The sequence below is a fragment of the Pseudomonas sp. McL0111 genome (assembly GCF_052567255.1).
In genome coordinates this window covers 6240415-6260167 of the sequence record NZ_CP199585.1, presented here as the reverse complement: position 1 = coordinate 6260167, position 19753 = coordinate 6240415, and the positions used below count along the sequence as shown (strand labels likewise).

Here is a 19753-nt window from a genome sequence, read left to right as displayed (position 1 = left end):
ACCTCAGGGTTGGCGTTTTTTTTCGTCTGGTAAAAGTTATTTAGCGTCTGAGCGAGCCTCATCGCTGGCAAGCCAGCTCCCACATTGATTGGCGGTGCTCACAAAACCTGTGGGAGCGGGCTTGCCCGCGATGTGGCCAGAAGCAGCACCATCCATTTCCATCTAAAGCACAAACCGCCCATCAAACACGGGTTTGTCATCCAGCGCCAACACCCCGCCAGAGAAGATCAAATCCAGATGATGACTGCCCTTGGCCCCACCGCCGAGCCCCAGGTGCAGGCCGCAATGGCGCTCTTCGAAACCGGCATTGCGCGCATACAGGTCCTTCACGCCTTCGTTGGTGCCAATCCCCAGTTCTTCAATCCGCCGATTCGACGGGTTCGCGTCCAGGTACTTGTTGAAGTCGTGCTCCAGCCCCGGCACATCGGTGGCGATGCGGCTGATGGTCGAGTTTTCGATCCACAGTTCCAGCGGTGATTCGAGCACGCCGTACTTGCGCGCAAACGGAATGGTGCTGAGGAACGTGCCCTTGAATTTCACATGGCCATTGATGGCTTCGCTGTGAGTGGCAATCTCCCCGGGCGCCAGGTCGAAGTTGCCGACACCGTTGATGTCGGTCCACTTCTTGATACTGCTCATCGGCGTTTCAAACCGCGAGCCGTGGTCATCGGTGAAGCTCAGCGTGGTGGCCTGGGACATGCGCTGGATCAGATGCGCGTTGAGCCCGGCGATGCGCTGCGGCGTGACGCTGAAGGTGTCATAGAAATAGTCGCCGTAATCCTTGAACAGTAGCGACTTCTTCCAGTTTTCCGCCATCACGCCTTGCAAGGCACGGACGAACTCCGGCCCGTCGGGGCGCGGGTTGGGCAGGGTGGAAGAGTCGTAGAAGAAAATGTACAGGTCGCTGTCGGTAATCGCCGAGGTCAGCGTTGCGGTGCTTTCCAGATCCAGGCGTCGGCTGCTGAACTGAAAACGCGGATGGTCGCCGGCCTGCTCGGCGATGGCGCCGGTCAGTGCCTCATAGTCGGCGGTGTGGCCGAGCAAAACCCTGGCGGACTCGATACCGGCCAGGGCTGGGTGATGTTCGAGGTAGTAAAGGAAATGCGAGATCGCGCGGGGCTTATCCATGAGTCCTCCCTGACTGACCGAGAAAAAAGCGGCGGGCACGACCGGCCGGATCGTGCCCGCCCGGGGATGTCTTACAGAGGCCACATCGCTGTGCCGAACGGAACGACCGCGTCGGCTTGCATCATTTCCACTGCTGCCTCATGAGTCGGTGCTTCAAACCATTCGTCCAGTTGCAGTTCGGTATCCAAGTCTTTTTCCAGTGCTTGCATGGGTCGATCTCCTAGATGACTTTCACGGTTATGACTTGCCGGTCGAGGCGGCCGGCGAGACGTGAAGAACCTAGTTCAGGGAGTTTTGTATTGCAAAAAATTATTTATTTAATTTTTAAATGCACTTTTTATTCTGTTTTGGCGTTTGAATTTTCTTATTTAAAAACAAAAAACTACCGGCGAGTTTTCGATAGCAAGCTTGCTACCGTCAATTTGCAGACGTCCTGCGGAATTTTCTATAGTGGAAAATTTACGTTACGCATCGTAAAGAAAGGTTTACGAAAAGCCCGGTAAAGCCTAGTGAATTGCCCTCGGTTTCGGCGGTGTAAGGAAAAGCTGCCGAGGCCAGACCGGCCGGGCGCTGCGCAAGGCTCTGGCGCGCTTGTTTCAGACACGTTTGAAGGGTGAGATGCGCCTCATGCCTGTCGTGCAGGTGCATAACAAGAAGGAGGCGCAATGAACGCCGTGACTGATCTCCATCTCTCTCCGTGGGGCGGTTTTTCCATCGTCCCCGTCGATGGCCTGCAAAGGCCTGACTCAATTTTTGCAGCCGCCCGGGCTTCTCGAGGCGGACACACGCAATCCCGGCCACCGACAACGCTGATCCAGTGATGTCTGGCAGCAGGGGGTTAGCGGTGTACAATGCGCCGCGTTTTAACTGTGACCCTCTGCGTAATCGCGCAAACCTCAAGGCTATCCGCCTTGTTCACTCCGTCGCGTCATAAGCGTGCCGGGTTCGATTTCGTCACAGATAAAAACAAACAGGTGACGCATGACCGTTGTAATTGAGCTGAACTCCTGGTGCCTGCGCTGGGGTTTGATCGGGGCTGCCTGAAATCGCAACCTTGCAGCAACGTCTACTGAACATCATCAAACCTTGCGTGAGACCTTTTTCATGAGTGGACAAAACTCGCAATCAGGCGAGCTGAAACGCGGCCTGAAAAATCGCCATATTCAACTGATCGCCCTCGGTGGCGCGATCGGTACCGGATTGTTCCTCGGCTCGGCCGGGGTTCTGAAATCCGCCGGCCCGTCGATGATCCTCGGCTACGCCATCTGCGGCTTCATCGCCTTCATGATCATGCGCCAGCTCGGCGAGATGATCGTCGAAGAGCCGGTGGCCGGTTCCTTCAGCCATTTCGCGCACAAGTACTGGGGCGGCTTTGCCGGCTTCCTGTCGGGCTGGAACTGCTGGATTCTGTACATTCTGGTAGGTATGTCGGAGCTGACTGCGGTCGGCAAGTACATCCACTACTGGGCGCCGGACATTCCGACCTGGGTCTCGGCGGCTGCCTTCTTCGTGTTGATCAACGCGATCAACCTGGCCAACGTCAAGGTCTTCGGTGAAGCCGAATTCTGGTTCGCGATCATCAAGGTCGTGGCGATTGTCGGCATGATCGCGCTCGGCAGTTATCTGCTGGTCAGCGGCAACGGCGGCCCGCAAGCCTCGGTCAGCAACCTTTGGGCGCACGGCGGGTTCTTCCCGAATGGCGTCAGCGGTCTGGTGATGGCCATGGCGATCATCATGTTCTCCTTCGGCGGTCTGGAGATGCTCGGTTTCACCGCTGCTGAAGCCGACAAGCCGAAAACCGTGATCCCGAAAGCGATCAACCAGGTGATCTACCGGATTCTGATTTTCTACATCGGTGCTCTGGTGATTTTGCTGTCGCTGACCCCATGGGACAGCTTGCTGGAAACCCTGAACGCCTCCGGCGATTCGTACAGCGGCAGCCCGTTCGTGCAAGTGTTCTCGATGCTCGGCAGCAACACCGCTGCGCACATTCTGAACTTCGTGGTCCTGACCGCGGCACTGTCGGTGTACAACAGCGGCACCTACTGCAACAGCCGTATGCTCCTGGGTATGGCCGAACAGGGCGATGCACCGAAAGGTCTGGCGAAGATCGACAAGCGCGGCGTGCCGGTGCGTTCGATCCTGGCCTCGGCAGCGGTGACGCTGATTGCCGTGCTGTTGAACTACCTGATCCCGCACAGCGCGCTGGAACTGCTGATGTCGCTGGTGGTTGCCACGCTGGTGATCAACTGGGCGATGATCAGCTTCTCGCATTTCAAGTTCCGCCAGCACATGAACAAGACCAACCAGACGCCGCTGTTCAAGGCGTTGTGGTACCCGTACGGCAACTACATCTGCCTGGCGTTCGTCGCGTTCATTCTCGGCGTGATGCTGCTGATCCCGGGCATCAAGATTTCCGTTTACGCGATTCCGGTGTGGGTCGTGTTCATGTGGGTCTGCTACGTGATCAAGAACAAGCGCAGTGCCCAGCACGCGTTGCAGGCAGCGCCTACGAAGTAAGTGCTACTGCAGAAACAACAAACCCGGTCTGAGTGCCGGGTTTTTTGTGTGCGAAAACTCTGTGGTCCGAGGCGCTACGCGTAGTCGACCATGGGGTAAGTGGTGCACAACGCTTCGACCTGTAAGCGGAACCGCTCTTTTAGTGCCGGTTCCAGGGTGTAATCCTGCTCGCCAAGCGGCGTCACTTTTTCGAGAATCCGACATATCAAATCGACGACCTGGCGACATCCCGCAGCATCTACATGGCGTTGCGCGATGGAGGTCGTGCCGATGCGCAGCCCATGGGCAATGAGTGAGGATCGGGTCTCGCCGGGGACGCGATGTCTGTTCACGATGATCCCGCACTGCTCAAGCGCCGACTCGGCGACGGGACCGGTGATGCCCCCGCGTAACCGGACCAGAACCGTATGGTTTTCACTGCGCCCGCCCACGACCTCATAGTCATATGCCTGAAAGGCGCTGGCCATTTCATCGGCCGCACTGCGAGTCCGTTCCATACAGGCGTCGAACTCTGCGGACATTGCGTAGCCCAGCGCCGCGGCCTTTGCTGCGATCATGTTGGCGGCGGGTGCGCCTTGCATTCGAGGAAAAGCGGCTTGATCAAGGACGCGATTGAAGGTCGTCCTCAGTCCGGGCACCTTGGTTTTTGCGTCACGGCCCGAGAGGATCAAACCTCCGCGCGGTCCTGTGAGTTGCTTGTGCGTGCAGGTCGTCGTCACGTGTGCGGCGTCGATGGGACTTGGATGTCGCCCCGTGGCAACAAGTCCGGCGATATGGGAAATGTCGGCCAGCAGGATGGCCCCGGCCTCATCGGCAATCTCGCGAAAGCGCTCGAAATCCACGACGCGCGAATAGGCCGTCGCGCCGCAGAGGATGATGCGCGGGCGATGAGCGAGCGCCAGTCTGCGCACGTTGTCGTAATCGATGAGGCCGTCTGATGTCGTACCGTACTGGATCGCCTTGTAGTAGGCGCCCGAGAACGCAGCGGCGCTGCCATGTGTGAGATGACCGCCGTGTTCGACCGCCATTCCAAGGAGGGTATCGCCAGGCTCAAGCAAGGCAGTGAGTACCTGGTAAATGGCGTTCGACGCCGAGTGGGATTGCACGTTTGCGTATTGGGCGCCGAACAATTCCCTGGCTCTGCGGATGGCCAGCGACTCGACCAGGTCGACGTTCTCGCACCCCGCGCCGTTGCGCCTGCCGGGCATCCCCTCAGCCGTCACGTTGACCAGTATCGAAGCGGATGCCGCCAGGGTTCGGGGCTGGGCGGCGCAGGAGGAGGAAACCAGCGACAAGGTTCGGTGTTGGCGCGTTAGCTCCGCGTCCAGGATCCCTGCAAGCTCCGCGTCTTGCATACGAAGATCCGTCATGCCACGTCGTATCAAGTCAGTCTGGTTCTTGAGCTGTTCGGTGATGACTGCCATTGCTTGTGTTCCTTCCCTGTTTTGTTGCGCGCTGCGAACAACAGCGCGCCTTCCTTGGTTTTGCGAAGGTGCATACGTCCATATCTGTCAAATCCATACAGGCGAATCCGTGTTCTGGCGGCCGTACGCGCAAAACCAACGCCTGTGCAGGCAACCCCTGTTCTGCTACTCCGTTAACCGGGATGCGGTGGGGGGGGGGCGACGCATCATAGATTTTTCACTGAGGAACGCTACAGAATTAATCAAAAAAATGAACATTATTCAAATAAATTGATTCTTTTTTTGGCGGGTAAGGGTGTAAAACTGCACAGCGCTCAGCGTGGCTTTCCAGGCGCAACAGAGGCGAGCGATAAAAACTAACGAGTCAGTACAGACGGGTGAGGCGATCCTGCAGGTCTGGACTCAACGTTGTTTGTTACCTGACTTTTGTACCGATCCCAGGGAGGGAGGATGCTATGATCTCGCGCGGCACTGATATGGATAGAACTGCAATTACCTACCTCACTTGTATATGCCTGGAATGATCATTCGGGGCGTGGCATTGATTGCAGTTAAAAATGGATGGTAAGTATTTTATGCACAGAAAAGAAAGATCGGAGAATCTGAAAAATAATATCAAATACTTGATAAAGAGCCGTGGGGAAACCCAGCTGTCTTTGTGCAATTCCAGTGGTTTGACCCGAACGACCATCTATAACATTCTCGAAGGGAAGGTGGTCAACGTACAGCACTCTACGGTCCGCAAGATATCTGACTTCTTCGGGGTGTCGTATGAAGAAATAGAAACCATCGATTTTGAAGAGAAGGAAATAATAGAGAGCAGTGTTTCTCCGCAGGGCAATATGAACCCGGCGGCAGTTCCCGTCATTAAGGAAAGCCTGCTTGTGCAGAATCTCGACAAGAGAATTGGCGAGTTGGCCACGCTTTATCCATTGACTTACTATTTCGGCACATCCTTTAACCTGATCGGCGTACTTCTGGAGCGCGAAATCAGTGGTATGAATGAGCCAGGCGATCTATTGATCGTGCAGAAAGGTTCGTCGAGCAACGACAGGGAAAAATTGCTGTACGACAAGGTCACAAAACAGTTATCGATAAGCCGTGAAGGTGGTGTCGATGCAGATCGTTTTTTTGTGGTCGGGGATATAATCGAGGAACGATTCAATGGATTGCAGCGTTGAAATGGAAAACAGCAAGTACAAGTTGTTGGGGTTTGAAAACGGTAAAAGCCTGGCTGTCATCATGGTCATAGCTACCGGTAAAATAATTAAAATAAAGTTAAGTGAAGTATTGAGTAGCGAGATTATGGATAATCTGAATAAAATAGAAGTGAAAAGCCTGTACAAGAAGTTTTACTCCCAGGGTGGCGCGCTCACGGCCTACGAAATAAACGACCGCCATGAAAATTCCTGGATGATTTATATCATTCTGAACCTGATGCTGTTTACGCTTTATATCTTCACCAGTATTGCTGCCACAAAACCGATCTACCTGGAATACCTGGATATCGTTGTAACGCCGGGGACCTTTCTTTATCCGCTGACCTTTTTAATCGTTGACTTGCTGAACGAGACCTTCGGCCTCAGGCTGGCACGAAGAGCGATACTCTTCGCTTTCATAAGCAATGCGGCTATCATCATTCTTCTGGCTATTACCACTCACCTCCCGGGGCTGCCCGGCTGGAAACTCGATGGACCTTACAATGATGTCATCAGCCAACTGTCTTCGGTTCTGGTGGCGTCTTCGGTTTCGTTTCTGGTGTCCGAAAATATAAACTCGTACTTGTTGTGCAAGATCAAAGAGCTTACAAACTCAAGGTTTCTCTTCTTGCGAGTATTTCTGAGTACATTGTTTGCGGTAATCATCGACAGCTTTCTTTTTTGCTACATCGCCTTCTATGGGACGATGGAGAATAGCGCGATACTCAGCATGATTTACGTCCAGATAGCGATAAAGGTTGGCTTCGCCTTCTTTAATATCATGCCCGCCTACGGTGCAAGATCATTGTTCAAGAAGTATCTGACGGGTCATCAGGCTTGATGGGGTGACGCCAGCGCTCACTTGAGCTGTTCAAGTGAGCGCGTTTTTGTCGGGTGTTTACTTTAAGTTCAGCTTGGTTTTCAAACTGGTCATCACTTTTTCCTTGTTTTCCAGGAAGTCATTGAGACCTTTCGCACGAAGATTACAAGCGTCGCAATTTGAGCATCCGCTGCCCGTTACGCCGTTGTAGCAGGTCAACGTGTGATGACGAATCAAATCCAGTTGATGGTGGTAGTCGGCCAAGGCCCAGGTCTCGGCCTTGTTAAGCCACATCAGCGGGGTATCAAGCTGTAGTGTGTAGTCCATGCCCAATTCGAGGGCTTTGTTCAATGCCTTGACGAACTCATCACGGCAATCCGGATAGCCGGAGAAGTCTGTTTCACAAACGCCGGTAATGACGGTTTTCGCTTGCACCTGATACGCGTAAATAGACGCCAGGGTCAAAAACAGAATGTTTCTACCCGGCACAAAAGTACTGGGCAGACTTTCGCCGGAACTGTTAACGGTGGGGACGGGGATGTTGTCGCGTGTCAGGCTGCTGATGGCCAGTTCATTCAACAAGGATACGTCGAGTACCTTGTGGATTGTCACCCCAAGCTTTTTTGAAAGCTGCTGCGCAATTTCGATTTCTGCACGATGACGCTGACCATAGTCAAACGTGATGCAGTGTATTTCATCATAGTGGGTCAGTGCATGGATCAAGCAGGTTGTTGAGTCCTGGCCGCCACTAAAAACGATAACTGCTTTATTGGTCATGGTTATGCTTCCTGCATTGAACTGGTAATTTTCGGTGCGAATGGTAACTCGAAATGCCGGGCGCCAGAAGTTGCGTACAGGGGGAGGCGATTGTTTTCCAGCTAATCGCGGTATCCTGAGCGCACCTGAATACGGACGCTTTTCCATGCTGGTGATTTCCAACAATGTGCATCTGCCGGATGCCGAAATCGAGTTGACGGCCATTCGTGCGCAAGGCGCCGGTGGGCAGAACGTCAACAAGGTGTCGAGCGCGATGCATTTGCGCTTCGACATTCCGAATTCGTCCTTGCCCGAGTTCTACAAGGAGCGGCTGCTGGCGCTGCGTGACAGCCGGATCACCGGCGATGGCGTGTTGATCATCAAGGCCCAGCAATACCGCACGCAGGAAGCCAATCGCGCCGACGCGCTGGAGCGCCTGACCGAGCTGATTCTCAGCGCCACCAAAGTCGAAAAGAAGCGTCGCCCGACCAAACCGACCCTGGGTTCAAAGAAGCGTCGGCTCGAATCGAAGACCAAGCGCGGCAGCATCAAGGCCGGGCGCGGCAAGGTCGATTTTTAGGCTTCGCGGTATTTCGCCGTGTGCTTGTAGAGGTACACGCTCAACGCCAGACCACTCAACGAGGCGATGGCGGCGAACAGGAAGATCGAGGCAAAACCGAATCCCGCAGCAATCGCACCGGCCAATGGCCCGGTGATCCCCAGCGACAAGTCGATGAACAGCGAATAGGCGCCGACCGCCGCGCCACGACTGGACGCAGGCACCAGATTGACCGCCTCGACACCCAGTGCCGGGAACACCAGCGAGAAACCGAAACCGCTGAGCGCCGCACCGGCCAATGCCCAATGCGCATCCGGCGCCAGCCACAACAGCAGCAGGCCAAGGGTTTCCACCGACAGGCAGGCAATCGCCACACGAAAACCGCCGAGTCGGTTGATCAGGTTGCCGAACAACAGCCGCGCACCGATGAAGCTGGCGCCGAACAGGCTCAGACACAGCACGGCGTTTTCCCAGTGCTGTGTGGCGTAATACAGAGTAATGAAGGTAGCGATGGTGCCGAAACCAATCGAGCCCAATGCCAGCCCGCAGCCGTGCGGGAATACCCGCCCCAGGACGTGCATGAAGGGCAGGCGCTCACCGACCACAATCGGTGCAGCGGTTTTCGGCCACGCCAGCAGCAGGCCCAGCACCGCCAGCAGAACAATGCTGACGCCCATGCTCCACAAGCCCATATGATCGACCAGCAACACACCCAATGGCGCGCCGACGGCCAGTGCGCCGTAGCTGGCGATACCGTTCCAGGAAATCACTTTGGCGGTGTTCGCCGCGCCAACCCGGCCAATGCCCCAGCCAATCGAGCCGGAACCGACCAGACTTTCCGCGCTGCCCAGCACCAGTCGGCCAACCAACAGGCTGATCAGGCTGAGCATCGGCATGCTCTGAGTGAAAGCGGAAATCAGCATGAACACGCCACTCAGCCCGCAACCGGCCAGGCCGTACATCACCGCCAGTTTGCTGCCCTTGTTGTCGATGATCTTGCCGGCATACGGACGGCTGAGCAGGGTAGCGAGGTATTGCACGCTGATCACCAGCCCGGCGATCACCGCACCGAAACCGAGGTCACTGTGCACATAGCCCGGCAGCACCGCGAGCGGAATGCCGATGTTCAGGTAACCGATAAAGGTGAAGAGGACGATGGAAACGACTTGCAGCGTGACCGCCAGGGGGCGCTGGGATTCTGGCATAGAGGACGACATGGGAAACGATCCACGGAAAAGCAGGATTAGATAGGCTGCTTATGATACCGGCGCGGGCGAGTCTGGGGCGCTTAAAAGTAAAACTATTTGCCGGATGGCGAATTCAGGGCTTGGCCGGTGCAACCAGTTGGGTGGTGACCAATGCAGCGAGGGCGTTTTCTTCGCTGCCGAAGCGGGCGAGCAGGGCGGCCTGTTTCTCGGGGGAGAGGCGGTTCCAGATCTCGATCATCTTCTCGGTGGCGCCGATCAGTACGGCAGCTTGGCTTTCGGAGAATTCGTCGGTCATGGCGGGCTCGGTTTCAGGCAGTGTGGAAAGCGCATCTTAGCGCTTTCCACACGGTCTGTACGGCGGGGTGTTGCGGGTTACTCGTCGCGGTCGGCCTGGCGGCTATCAGCGGCTTCTTTCGGCTCGGGCTGTTGGGCGCCGGCTTGTTGCGTGGTCGTCTGCTCAGGTTCGTGCAGGCTTGGGAAGGGGAGATTAGGAATCTCGTGCATGGTTGCGCTCCTCGCTAAGTCTGTTGATAGATCTGGTAGATCCGCGCTTTTACAAAGCTTGCGCAGGATACAGCAGGAAAAATGACAATCAGACTTTTAATTCGAATTATTGCGACAAAAGGCCGCAGGGAGCGCAAAAAACTAAAGAGCACAGCAAAAACAAATGTAGGAGTGAGCCTGCTCGCGATAGCGGTGTATCAGTCAACACAGATGTTGGCTGACAGATCGCTATCGCGAGCAGGCTCACTCCTACAGGGGTATTGCGGTGTCTGGATTATTTACAGACGTTGGCGATGGCTTCGGCCAGCAGCGCCAGGCGCGTGGCATCGATGCCGGCGACGTTTGCCCGGCCCGAGCTGACCATGTACACGCTGTGATGATCGCGCAGGTTTTTCACTTGTTCCGGCGACAGGCCGGTGTAGGAGAACATCCCGCGTTGCTCACCAATGTGCGCAAAACGTTCACGCAAGCCGTGCGGCTCCAGCGCTTCAACCAGACCACTGCGCAACTGAGCGATGCGCTGACGCATGGCTTCCACTTCGTCGGCCCAGCGGCGTTTCAGCTCCGGGTCGGCAAGGATGGTGGCGACAACAGCGGCGCCGTGATCCGGTGGCGTTGACCAGAGATTACGGGCGATGTTGGCCAGTTGGCTGCGGATGTCGATCAGCTTGTCAGCGGTTTTCGCGCAGACAATCAGCGCACCGGTACGGTCGCGATACAGGCCGAAGTTTTTCGAGCAGGAACTGGTGATCAACAGTTCCGGCAGTTCAGCTGCGAACAGACGGGTCGACCATGCATCCTGCTCCAGACCGTCGCCAAAACCCTGGTAGGCAAAGTCGATCAGCGGCAGCAGATCACGCTGGCGGACAACATCCAGCACGCGCTGCCAGTCATCGTGGCTCAGATCAAAACCGGTCGGGTTGTGGCAGCAGGCGTGCAGCAGCACCACATCGCCTTTCGGCGCTTGGTTGAGCACGGCGAGCATCGCTTCAACGTCGAGGCGATTGTCGCTGCCCACGTATGGGTAGTGACTGACCTTGATCCCGGCCGTGGCGAAAATGGTTTCGTGGATCGGCCAGGTCGGATTGCTTAGCCACACGCCTTTGCCCGGCAGGCATTCGGCGATGAAGTCGGCCGCCAGCCGCAGGGCGCCAGTGCCGCCCGGCGTCTGGGTAACGCCGGCGCGTTGTTCGGCGATCAGCTTCGAATCAGCGCCCAGCACCAGTTCGTTGATGACCTTGCCGAACAGCGGATTGCCGTGGCCACCGATGTAGGTCTTGGTGTCCTGGCTTTCAACCAGTCGCGCCTCGGCGATTTTTACCGCCTCGGGGATCGACGTCAGGCCCTGGGCGTCCTTGTAGACGCCAACGCCCAGGTCGAACTTGCGCAGGTTAGTGTCCTGCGCATAAGCCTCCATCAAGCCGAGGATCGGGTCGCCGGGTACCCGGCCGATGGCGTCGAAGTGCATTACTTGCGTCCTTCTGCAGTCTTGGCCACTTCGTCAGTGCGCGCGGCCATGATGAAGTCGTTGCGGTGCAGGCCTTTGATCGAGTGGCTCCACCAGGTCACGGTGACTTTGCCCCACTCGGTCAGCAGACCCGGGTGGTGACCTTCGGCCTCGGAGATCTCGCCGACGGCGTTAGTGAACGCCAGCGCGTGTTTGAAATTCTTGAACAGGAAGACTTTTTCCAACTGCATGACGCTGTCGCGGACTTCGATGTTCCAGTCAGGGATCTGCTTGATCAGGATCGGCAGTTCTTCGTCGCTGACTTGCGGGGCATCGGCGCGGCAGGCTTCGCAGTGGGCTTGGTTCAATGTGGACATGGTGTATTCCTGAATTCGATTCTTGTTGGAAATTACTATCTTTGCGCGCAAGTCGCGAGCGGGTTCTGCTCAGGCCGCTTTCGGCTTGGGCGGAAATTTCGGCGCATGCAGACCCAACTGCATGCCTTGTCTGACCATGGCCATGATGTCTTCATGGGCCACGTCGAACAGGCGCTTGAGGTTCGGCAGGACAAAGTACAGCGGCTGGAGGATGTCGATGCGGTACGGCGTGCGCATGGCTTCCAGCGGATCGAAGACCTGATGCTCGGGTTCGTCCGACAGCGAATAAACGGATTCTTTCGGCGAAGACAGAATGCCGCCACCGTAGATGCGCTTGCCTTGCGGGGTGTCGACCAGACCAAACTCGATGGTCATCCAGTACAGGCGCGCCAGATACACGCGTTCTTCCTTGGTGGCTTGCAGGCCGAGCTTGCCGTAGGTGTGGGTGAATTCGGCAAACCACGGGTTGGTCAGCAGCGGGCAGTGACCAAAAATCTCGTGGAAAATGTCCGGCTCTTGCAGGTAGTCCAGCTCTTCGCGGGTACGAATGAACGTGGCCACCGGGAAGCGTTTGCTGGCGAGCAACTCAAAGAAGGTTTGAAACGGAATCAGCGCCGGGACACGGGCGACCTGCCAGCCGGTGGTTTCGCCGAGCACCTTGTTGATTTCGCCGAGTTGCGGAATGCGGTCGTGGGGCAGACCGAGTTTTTCGATACCGTCCAGGTATTCCTGGCACGCCCGACCCTCGATCACTTTCAACTGGCGGGTGATCAGCGTGTTCCACACCGCGTGTTCTTCGGCGGGGTAATCGATAAAACCTTGCGCATCGGGCTCGCGGGCCACGTATTGCGTCTGCTTCATGCTGCTCTCCTGCTAAGGGGAATTCGTTCTTGTTATGTCCAGCGATGGATCTAGAAATAACGCAGGACGTTGCCGGTTGCAGCAGGTGAGTGCGGGGCGTGTGTAGGAAGAATCGTCGATATTCGTAAAGTAATCGTTACGGATTTACCCGTAACTCGGGATTACGGTGATTTTCGGGTGTAAAAAGTGCCGTGGGTGTCACATAATCTTGACAATTATCTGCGTGCCTCAGCAGAAAAGTACGGCACGTTCCCCTGTAGGAGTGAGCCTGCTCGCGATAGCGGTGTGTCAGTTCACATCAATTTGCCTGACACACTGCTATCGCCAGCAGGCTGGCTCCCACAGGTAATTCACTGTCTTCAGGTCTCTCTTTGTTTCTCGGGTCTTATATATGCGCATCAAAGTCCATTGTCAGAACCGCATCGGCATCCTGCGCGACATCCTCAATCTGCTGGTCGAGTACGGAATCAACGTCGCGCGCGGTGAGGTCGGCGGTGAGCATGGCAATGCGATCTATCTGCACTGCCCGAACCTGATCAACATCCAGTTCCAGGCCCTGCGGCCGAAGTTCGAGGCGATTGCCGGGGTGTTCGGTGTGAAGCGTGTCGGGCTGATGCCGAGCGAGCGGCGGCACATGGAGCTGAATGCGTTGCTCGGCGCGCTGGAGTTTCCGGTGCTGTCTATCGACATGGGCGGCTCCATTGTGGCGGCCAACCGGGCGGCGGCGCAGTTGCTCGGGGTGCGGGTCGATGAGGTTCCGGGGATTCCGTTGTCACGTTACGCCGAAGATTTCGACTTGCCGGAACTGGTGCGCGCCAATAAATCGCGAATCAACGGCATGCGTGTGAAGGTCAAGGGCGACGTGTTTCTGGCTGACATCGCGCCGCTGCAATCGGAACACGACGACAGCGAAGCCATGGCCGGTGCGGTGCTGACGCTGCATCGAGCGGACCGGGTCGGCGAGCGCATCTATAACGTGCGCAAACAGGAACTGCGCGGTTTCGACAGCATCTTCCAGAGCTCGAAAGTCATGGCGGCAGTGGTGCGCGAAGCACGGCGCATGGCACCGCTGGATGCGCCGCTATTGATAGAAGGTGAAACCGGCACCGGCAAAGAACTGTTGGCGCGTGCCTGCCACCTCGCCAGTCCGCGTGGGCAATCGCCGTTGATGGCGCTCAACTGTGCGGGGCTGCCGGAGTCAATGGCCGAGACCGAGTTGTTCGGCTACGGGCCGGGTGCTTTTGAAGGGGCGCGGGCCGAAGGCAAGCTTGGGCTGCTGGAGCTGACGGCGGGCGGCACTTTGTTTCTCGATGGCGTCGGTGAGATGAGCCCGCGCTTGCAGGTGAAGTTGCTGCGCTTTTTGCAGGATGGTTGCTTCCGGCGTGTGGGCAGTGACGAGGAGGTCTATCTGGATGTGCGGGTGATCTGCGCGACTCAGGTTGATCTGTCGGAGCTGTGCTCCCGGGGTGAATTTCGTCAGGATTTGTACCATCGCTTGAACGTGCTTTCGCTGCATATTCCGCCGTTGCGCGAATGCCTCGATGGTCTGGCGCCGCTGGTCGAGCACTTCCTCGATCAGGCCAGTCGACAGATCGGTTGCCCACTGCCGAAGCTGGCCCCGGCGGCGATGGACCGGCTCAGTCATTACCACTGGCCGGGCAACGTGCGGCAACTGGAGAACGTGCTGTTTCAGGCGGTTTCGCTATGTGATGGCGGGACGGTCAAGGTTGAACATATTCGCCTGCCGGATTATGGCGTGCGTCAGCCGCTTGGCGATTTTTCGCTGGAGGGTGGGCTGGACGAGATTGTCGGGCGCTTCGAGAAGGCGGTGCTGGAGCGTTTGTACTCAGAGCATCCGAGCAGTCGGCAACTGGGCAAGCGACTCGGGGTTTCGCACACAACCATTGCCAATAAATTGCGTGAGTATGAGGTGGGTAAAGACACTGAATCTTAAGATCAAAAGATCGCAGCGTGCCGCAGCTCCTATAGGGGAATGTATTTCAGGGTAGGAGCTGCGGCACGCTGCGATCTTTTGATCTGTTGCCGCCAAGCGGCATTCCACCGCCGGTTTTTCGACTTCGATACATTTCAGATTTCCCCTCCCTTTCCCTCAAGTCCTTTGTTTACCGGGCTCTCGGCCGCCAAATAAAAGTTGGTCTGCAAATTGCTTATGGCTCAGCAGTACAGCGGTGGGCGGCAAACGTCCGGCATGCAGAGGAAAGAGTGTGGACAAGTACCTTTATGTGGCAATGACCGGCGCCAGCCAGAATGCACTGGCGCAGAAGGCTCATGCGAACAACCTGGCGAACATCTCCACCAACGGTTTCCAGAAAGACCTGGAGCAGGCACGTTCGATGCCGGTGTTTGGTGACAGCTTTCCGGCGCGTGCGTTTGCCATGAGCGAACGCCCGGCCACCGACTTCTCGCCGGGCTCGCTGGTGCAGACCGGGCGTGACCTCGACGTCGCCGTGACCGGCAACGGTTTTATTGCCGTGCAGAACCCCAATGGCGGTGAAAGCTACGTGCGCACCGGCAGCCTCAATATCGACGCCCTCGGCGTATTGCGCGCCGGCAACGGCATGGCCGTGATGGGCAATGGCGGGCCGATCGCCGTGCCGCCAGAGCAGCAGGTCGAAGTCGGTGAAGACGGCACCATCAGTATTCGTGCGATGGGCGAAGGCCCGCGCGTCATGGCGGAAGTCGACCGGATCAAACTGGTCAACCCGGACATCAAGAACATGAACAAGGGCCTCGACGGCTCGATCTACACCAAGGACGGCCAGCCTGCGCCGGCCGATGCCAACGTCAAACTGGTGTCGGGTTTCCTGGAGTCGAGCAACGTCAATGCCGTGGAAGAAATGACATCGGTACTGGCTCTGTCCAAGCAGTTCGAATTGCACATCAAGATGATGAACACCGCCAAAGACGACGACCAGGCCATGGCTCGGGTCTTGCAGATCAGCTAATTATCAGAACGTCGCGCCGTAAAACAGGCGCACGAGGAGAATCGAATGCTTCCGGCTCTATGGGTTGCCAAAACAGGTCTGTCCGCTCAGGACACCAACCTGACCACCATCTCCAACAACCTGGCGAACGTGTCGACCACGGGTTTCAAACGTGATCGCGCCGAGTTCCAGGACTTGCTGTATCAGATCAAGCGTCAGCCAGGCGCCCAGTCGACTCAGGACAGCGAACTGCCATCCGGTCTGCAACTGGGTACCGGTGTGCGCATCGTCGGCACGCAGAAAAACTTCACCGCCGGCAGCCTGCAAACCACCGAGCAGCCGCTGGACCTGGCGGTCGACGGTCGCGGTTTCTTCCAGATCCTGCAACCGGACGGCACCACGTCCTACACCCGCGACGGTACTTTCCACCTCGACTCCAATGGCCAGATCGTCAACGCCAGTGGTTTCGCTCTGGAACCAGCCATCGTCATCCCGAACAACGCCCAGAGCTTCACCGTCGGTACCGACGGCACAGTGTCCATCACTGTTCCAGGTAACCCGGCCGCTCAGGTGATCGGCAACCTGCAAACCGCCGACTTCATCAACCCGGCCGGTCTGCAAGCCGTGGGCAACAACCTGTTCCTGGAAACTGCTGCTTCGGGCGCGCCGCAAATCGGCACCCCGGGCCTGAACGGTTTCGGCACCACGCTGCAGAACACTCTGGAAGGTTCCAACGTCAGCACCGTTGAAGAGATGGTCAACATGATCACCACTCAGCGCGCTTACGAGATGAACTCCAAGGTGATCTCCACCGCCGACCAGATGCTCTCGTTCGTAACGCAGAATCTGTAATCAGTCTATGAGGCGGCCATGAGGCTGCCTGCAACACCGTGAGGTAGGGTCATGAAACGCTTCGTATCTGTTCTGGCATTGGGTGGGGTCGTCTCGCTCGCGGGCTGCGTCGCACCGACGCCCAAGCCCAATGACCCTTACTACGCTCCGGTGTTGCCGCGCACGCCGTTGCCGGCTGCCGCCAATAACGGCTCGATCTATCAGGCCGGTTTCGAGCAGAACCTGTATAGCGACCGCAAGGCATTCCGGGTCGGTGACATCATCACCATCACCCTGAACGAGAAAACCCAGGCCAGCAAAAACGCCAACTCGCAAGTGGCCAAGAACAGCAAGACCGGCATCGGCCTGACTTCGCTGTTCGGCGGCAGTGGCACCACCAACAACCCGTTGGGTGGCAATGACCTGAGTCTGGATGTCGGCTACAGCGGCGACCGTGCGACCAAGGGTGACAGCAAGGCTGCGCAGGGCAACACCCTGACCGGCTCGGTCACCGTGACCGTCGCCGACGTCTTGCCCAACGGCATCATCGCCGTGCGTGGCGAGAAGTGGATGACCCTCAACACCGGCGACGAGCTGGTGCGGATTGCCGGTCTGGTACGTGCCGATGACATCGCCACCGACAACACCGTGTCGTCGACCCGGGTCGCCGATGCGCGCATTACCTATTCGGGTACCGGTTCGTTTGCCGATGCGAGTCAGCCAGGCTGGTTCGACCGTTTCTTCCTCAGCCCGCTGTTCCCTTTCTAGGTGGCTACTTTGAAGTTCAAGAGCCTCATGCTGGCTGCGGCATTGATGTCCGCAGCCTTTGGCGCCCACGCCGAGCGGTTGAAAGACATCGCCAGTATTTCCGGCGTGCGTTCCAACCAGTTGATCGGTTACGGCCTGGTGGTCGGGCTTAACGGCACCGGTGACCAGACGACGCAAACCCCGTTCACCCTGCAGACGTTCAACAACATGCTCTCGCAGTTCGGCATCAAAGTGCCGCCGGGTTCGGGCAACGTGCAGTTGAAAAACGTCGCAGCGGTATCGGTGAGTGCCGATCTGCCGGCGTTCGCCAAACCGGGTCAGCAAGTCGACATCACCGTGTCCTCGATCGGTAACTCCAAGAGCCTGCGCGGCGGCACATTGTTGCTGACCCCGCTCAAGGGTATCGACGGCAACGTCTACGCCATCGCTCAGGGCAACCTCGTAGTCGGCGGTTTTGATGCTGAAGGTCGTGACGGCTCGAAGATCACCGTCAACGTTCCGTCGGCCGGTCGCATCCCTGGCGGTGCGTCGGTAGAACGTTCGGTGCCGAGTGGTTTCAACCAGGGCAACAGCCTGACGCTGAACCTCAACCGTTCCGACTTCACCACCGCCAAGCGCATCGTCGACAAGATCAACGACATGCTCGGCCCTGGCGTGGCTCAGGCCATCGACGGCGGTTCGATTCGGGTCAGCGCGCCGCTCGATCCGAGCCAGCGTGTCGACTATCTGTCGATCCTCGAAAACCTTGAAGTCGATCCGGGTCAGGCGGTGGCGAAAGTCATCATCAACTCGCGGACCGGCACCATCGTTATCGGCCAGAACGTGAAAGTCTCGCCAGCCGCCGTGACCCACGGCAGCCTGACCGTGACCATCACCGAAGATCCTATCGTCAGCCAGCCGGGCCCGCTGTCCAATGGTCAGACCGCCGTCGTGCCGCGTTCGCGAGTAAATGCCCAGCAGGAAGCCAAACCGATGTTCAAGTTCGGTCCGGGCACTACCCTCGACGAGATCGTGCGTGCGGTGAACCAGGTCGGCGCGGCACCGGGTGACTTGATGGCCATTCTCGAAGCACTGAAGCAGGCCGGCGCGTTGCAAGCCGACCTGATCGTGATCTGAGGACGGCGAACATGGATATGCGCAAAGGCAGTCTGGTTGATACCGGCGATTCGGGTTCCTATTCCGACCTCAATCGTCTGAACCAGCTCAAGGTCGGCGACAAGAACAGCGATGCGAATATGCGCAAGGTTGCGCAGGAATTCGAATCGCTGTTCCTTGGTGAAATGCTCAAGTCGATGCGTTCGGCCACCGAGGCGTTGGGCAAAGACAACCCGATGAACACTCCGGCTGCCAAGCAGTATCAGGAAATGTACGACCAGCAACTGGCGGTCTCGATGTCCCGCGAAGGCGGCGGTATCGGTCTGGCCGACGTGTTGCTCAAGCAGATGTCGAAGAACAAACCGCTGGCGCCGGGCGAGGCTGCGGCCGCATCCGCCGCCAAGCAGGAAGCGGCGAAAGCCGCAGCAGTACCGACGCCGATTGCCGCTGGCACCGTGGGCACCGGGCCGTTGTCGCGTCTCAATGGCGAGCGTCCGTTGTGGGCGTCGCGCGCGCTGCATGCGCCGAACACCCAGCTTGCGCACAGCAACGACATGGAAATGATCAACAAGCGTCGCCTGGCGTTGCCGCCGAAACTGGCTGATCGCTTGCTTGCGGGTCTGGTGCCTTCGGCGACGCCGGCAGCTGCCACCCAATTGCCGGCACGCGGCACCACCGTCACCGGCTCAGGCCCGCTGTACAACGGCGACTGGCTGGCTCGGGCTGAGGCGGACAAATCCTCTGACGGTCAGATGCAGATTTACGGTCGTGCCATGGCGCAAATTCCACTGGCGCCGGCGAAACGTGCGTTCAGTTCTGCCGACCAGTTCGTCAACACCATGCTGCCGATGGCCAAAGAAGCCGCCGCGCGTATCGGTGTCGATCCGCGTTACCTGGTGGCACAAGCCGCACTGGAAACCGGCTGGGGCAAATCGGTCATGCGCGCTCAGGATGGCAGCAGCAGCCACAACCTGTTCGGCATCAAGGCGAGCAGCAACTGGAAGGGCGATTCGGCCCGGGCGATCACCAGCGAATTCCGCGATGGACAGATGGTCAAGGAGACGGCCGAGTTCCGTTCTTACGCCTCGTACAAGGACAGTTTCCACGATCTGGTGACTTTGCTGCAGACCAACAATCGCTATCAAGATGTTGTGAAGTCGGCCGATAACCCAGAACAGTTTGTACGCGAGTTGCAGAAGGCCGGTTACGCAACCGACCCGAACTACGCGACAAAGATTTCGCAGATAGCCAAGCAGATGAACAGTTTCCAAAACTACGCTGCGGCGGGTGTATCCACCACGCCTTTATAAG

At 57.6% G+C, this 19753-nt stretch carries 20 protein-coding genes; 10 read left to right on the top strand and 10 right to left on the bottom strand.

The window, feature by feature from the left end:
* Nucleotides 1-162: 162 nt before the first annotated feature.
* Both ACTWLJ_RS28235 and ACTWLJ_RS28230 read right to left on the bottom strand, forming a co-directional pair.
* A complete protein-coding gene (locus tag ACTWLJ_RS28235) occupies nt 163-1128 on the bottom strand; it encodes a leucyl aminopeptidase (RefSeq protein WP_445179331.1) in 966 nt (321 codons plus the stop codon).
* A 71-nt stretch (nt 1129-1199) separates the two neighbouring features.
* The gene (locus ACTWLJ_RS28230; protein ID WP_003222780.1) at nt 1200-1337 is read right to left on the bottom strand and encodes a hypothetical protein; all 138 of its coding nucleotides are present in this window, start codon (nt 1335-1337) and stop codon (nt 1200-1202) included.
* 895 nt (nt 1338-2232) lie between these two features.
* On the opposite strand from ACTWLJ_RS28230, the gene ACTWLJ_RS28225 reads away from it, so the two are divergent.
* Nucleotides 2233-3648, top strand: a complete 1416-nt coding sequence (locus ACTWLJ_RS28225) for an amino acid permease (protein ID WP_445179330.1) — start codon at nt 2233-2235, stop codon at nt 3646-3648.
* A gap of 74 nt (nt 3649-3722) precedes the next feature.
* Here the strand turns inward: ACTWLJ_RS28225 and glyA are convergent, their stop codons facing one another.
* Nucleotides 3723-5072 carry a serine hydroxymethyltransferase gene (gene glyA, locus ACTWLJ_RS28220; protein ID WP_445179329.1) on the bottom strand — a complete coding sequence of 450 codons (1350 nt, stop codon included), beginning with the start codon at nt 5070-5072 and terminating at the stop codon, nt 3723-3725.
* Between the two features lie 575 nt (nt 5073-5647).
* Between glyA and ACTWLJ_RS28215 the strand changes: the two genes are divergently transcribed.
* Together ACTWLJ_RS28215 and ACTWLJ_RS28210 are read left to right on the top strand one after the other, a co-directional pair.
* Entirely contained in the window at nt 5648-6253 is a 606-nt protein-coding gene (locus tag ACTWLJ_RS28215) for a helix-turn-helix transcriptional regulator (RefSeq protein WP_445179328.1), read from the top strand.
* On the top strand, nt 6237-7112 hold the full coding sequence (locus ACTWLJ_RS28210; RefSeq protein ID WP_445179327.1) for a queuosine precursor transporter: 876 nt from the start codon (nt 6237-6239) through the stop codon (nt 7110-7112). The genes ACTWLJ_RS28215 and ACTWLJ_RS28210 overlap by 17 nt, the downstream gene beginning before the upstream one ends.
* A gap of 57 nt (nt 7113-7169) precedes the next feature.
* Here the strand turns inward: ACTWLJ_RS28210 and queC are convergent, their stop codons facing one another.
* Nucleotides 7170-7868, bottom strand: coding sequence for a 7-cyano-7-deazaguanine synthase QueC (queC, locus tag ACTWLJ_RS28205; protein ID WP_401209923.1), 699 nt, complete (start codon nt 7866-7868; stop codon nt 7170-7172).
* A 145-nt stretch (nt 7869-8013) separates the two neighbouring features.
* On the opposite strand from queC, the gene arfB reads away from it, so the two are divergent.
* On the top strand, nt 8014-8427 hold the full coding sequence (gene arfB / locus ACTWLJ_RS28200; protein WP_445179326.1) for an alternative ribosome rescue aminoacyl-tRNA hydrolase ArfB: 414 nt from the start codon (nt 8014-8016) through the stop codon (nt 8425-8427).
* On the opposite strand, the gene ACTWLJ_RS28195 is transcribed toward arfB, so the two are convergent.
* The 6 genes from ACTWLJ_RS28195 to phhA form a co-directional block, all read right to left on the bottom strand.
* A complete protein-coding gene (locus ACTWLJ_RS28195; RefSeq protein ID WP_445179325.1) occupies nt 8424-9623 on the bottom strand; it encodes an MFS transporter in 1200 nt (399 codons plus the stop codon). The genes arfB and ACTWLJ_RS28195 overlap by 4 nt on opposite strands.
* Nucleotides 9624-9726: 103 nt before the next feature.
* Complete coding sequence (locus ACTWLJ_RS28190; protein ID WP_003222790.1) at nt 9727-9909, bottom strand: hypothetical protein; 183 nt, start codon at nt 9907-9909, stop codon at nt 9727-9729.
* Between the two features lie 77 nt (nt 9910-9986).
* Entirely contained in the window at nt 9987-10118 is a 132-nt protein-coding gene (locus ACTWLJ_RS28185) for a hypothetical protein (RefSeq protein WP_401209818.1), read from the bottom strand.
* A gap of 274 nt (nt 10119-10392) precedes the next feature.
* Complete coding sequence (locus tag ACTWLJ_RS28180; protein ID WP_445179324.1) at nt 10393-11586, bottom strand: amino acid aminotransferase; 1194 nt, start codon at nt 11584-11586, stop codon at nt 10393-10395.
* Nucleotides 11586-11942: a 4a-hydroxytetrahydrobiopterin dehydratase gene (locus tag ACTWLJ_RS28175; protein ID WP_445179323.1), complete on the bottom strand. Its 357-nt coding sequence runs from the start codon at nt 11940-11942 to the stop codon at nt 11586-11588. The genes ACTWLJ_RS28180 and ACTWLJ_RS28175 overlap by 1 nt, the downstream gene beginning before the upstream one ends.
* Nucleotides 11943-12011: 69 nt before the next feature.
* Entirely contained in the window at nt 12012-12803 is a 792-nt protein-coding gene (gene phhA, locus ACTWLJ_RS28170) for a phenylalanine 4-monooxygenase (protein WP_445179322.1), read from the bottom strand.
* A gap of 391 nt (nt 12804-13194) precedes the next feature.
* Between phhA and ACTWLJ_RS28165 the strand changes: the two genes are divergently transcribed.
* The 6 genes from ACTWLJ_RS28165 to flgJ all read left to right on the top strand — a co-directional run bounded on the left by ACTWLJ_RS28165 (nt 13195) and on the right by flgJ (nt 19752).
* A complete protein-coding gene (locus tag ACTWLJ_RS28165) occupies nt 13195-14757 on the top strand; it encodes a sigma-54-dependent transcriptional regulator (RefSeq protein ID WP_445179321.1) in 1563 nt (520 codons plus the stop codon).
* A 271-nt stretch (nt 14758-15028) separates the two neighbouring features.
* Nucleotides 15029-15769 carry a flagellar basal body rod protein FlgF gene (locus tag ACTWLJ_RS28160; protein ID WP_401209808.1) on the top strand — a complete coding sequence of 247 codons (741 nt, stop codon included), beginning with the start codon at nt 15029-15031 and terminating at the stop codon, nt 15767-15769.
* Between the two features lie 45 nt (nt 15770-15814).
* On the top strand, nt 15815-16600 hold the full coding sequence (flgG, locus tag ACTWLJ_RS28155) for a flagellar basal-body rod protein FlgG (protein WP_129390828.1): 786 nt from the start codon (nt 15815-15817) through the stop codon (nt 16598-16600).
* Nucleotides 16601-16651: 51 nt separating this feature from the next.
* Nucleotides 16652-17347: a flagellar basal body L-ring protein FlgH gene (gene flgH / locus ACTWLJ_RS28150; protein ID WP_401209805.1), complete on the top strand. Its 696-nt coding sequence runs from the start codon at nt 16652-16654 to the stop codon at nt 17345-17347.
* Nucleotides 17348-17374: 27 nt separating this feature from the next.
* The gene (locus ACTWLJ_RS28145; RefSeq protein WP_401209920.1) at nt 17375-18463 is read left to right on the top strand and encodes a flagellar basal body P-ring protein FlgI; all 1089 of its coding nucleotides are present in this window, start codon (nt 17375-17377) and stop codon (nt 18461-18463) included.
* A gap of 11 nt (nt 18464-18474) precedes the next feature.
* A complete protein-coding gene (gene flgJ / locus ACTWLJ_RS28140; protein ID WP_445179320.1) occupies nt 18475-19752 on the top strand; it encodes a flagellar assembly peptidoglycan hydrolase FlgJ in 1278 nt (425 codons plus the stop codon).
* Nucleotide 19753 lies beyond the last annotated feature (1 nt).

Coding starts and splice junctions, on each gene's coding strand:
- ACTWLJ_RS28235 (WP_445179331.1), bottom strand. CDS start 1,128: ATGGATAAGCCCCGCGCGATCTCGCATTTCCTTTACTACCTCGAACAT.
- ACTWLJ_RS28230 (WP_003222780.1), bottom strand. CDS start 1,337: ATGCAAGCACTGGAAAAAGACTTGGATACCGAACTGCAACTGGACGAA.
- ACTWLJ_RS28225 (WP_445179330.1), top strand. CDS start 2,233: ATGAGTGGACAAAACTCGCAATCAGGCGAGCTGAAACGCGGCCTGAAA.
- glyA (WP_445179329.1), bottom strand. CDS start 5,072: ATGGCAGTCATCACCGAACAGCTCAAGAACCAGACTGACTTGATACGA.
- ACTWLJ_RS28215 (WP_445179328.1), top strand. CDS start 5,648: ATGCACAGAAAAGAAAGATCGGAGAATCTGAAAAATAATATCAAATAC.
- ACTWLJ_RS28210 (WP_445179327.1), top strand. CDS start 6,237: ATGGATTGCAGCGTTGAAATGGAAAACAGCAAGTACAAGTTGTTGGGG.
- queC (WP_401209923.1), bottom strand. CDS start 7,868: ATGACCAATAAAGCAGTTATCGTTTTTAGTGGCGGCCAGGACTCAACA.
- arfB (WP_445179326.1), top strand. CDS start 8,014: ATGCTGGTGATTTCCAACAATGTGCATCTGCCGGATGCCGAAATCGAG.
- ACTWLJ_RS28195 (WP_445179325.1), bottom strand. CDS start 9,623: ATGTCGTCCTCTATGCCAGAATCCCAGCGCCCCCTGGCGGTCACGCTG.
- ACTWLJ_RS28190 (WP_003222790.1), bottom strand. CDS start 9,909: ATGACCGACGAATTCTCCGAAAGCCAAGCTGCCGTACTGATCGGCGCC.
- ACTWLJ_RS28185 (WP_401209818.1), bottom strand. CDS start 10,118: ATGCACGAGATTCCTAATCTCCCCTTCCCAAGCCTGCACGAACCTGAG.
- ACTWLJ_RS28180 (WP_445179324.1), bottom strand. CDS start 11,586: ATGCACTTCGACGCCATCGGCCGGGTACCCGGCGACCCGATCCTCGGC.
- ACTWLJ_RS28175 (WP_445179323.1), bottom strand. CDS start 11,942: ATGTCCACATTGAACCAAGCCCACTGCGAAGCCTGCCGCGCCGATGCC.
- phhA (WP_445179322.1), bottom strand. CDS start 12,803: ATGAAGCAGACGCAATACGTGGCCCGCGAGCCCGATGCGCAAGGTTTT.
- ACTWLJ_RS28165 (WP_445179321.1), top strand. CDS start 13,195: ATGCGCATCAAAGTCCATTGTCAGAACCGCATCGGCATCCTGCGCGAC.
- flgG (WP_129390828.1), top strand. CDS start 15,815: ATGCTTCCGGCTCTATGGGTTGCCAAAACAGGTCTGTCCGCTCAGGAC.
- flgH (WP_401209805.1), top strand. CDS start 16,652: ATGAAACGCTTCGTATCTGTTCTGGCATTGGGTGGGGTCGTCTCGCTC.
- ACTWLJ_RS28145 (WP_401209920.1), top strand. CDS start 17,375: ATGCTGGCTGCGGCATTGATGTCCGCAGCCTTTGGCGCCCACGCCGAG.
- flgJ (WP_445179320.1), top strand. CDS start 18,475: ATGGATATGCGCAAAGGCAGTCTGGTTGATACCGGCGATTCGGGTTCC.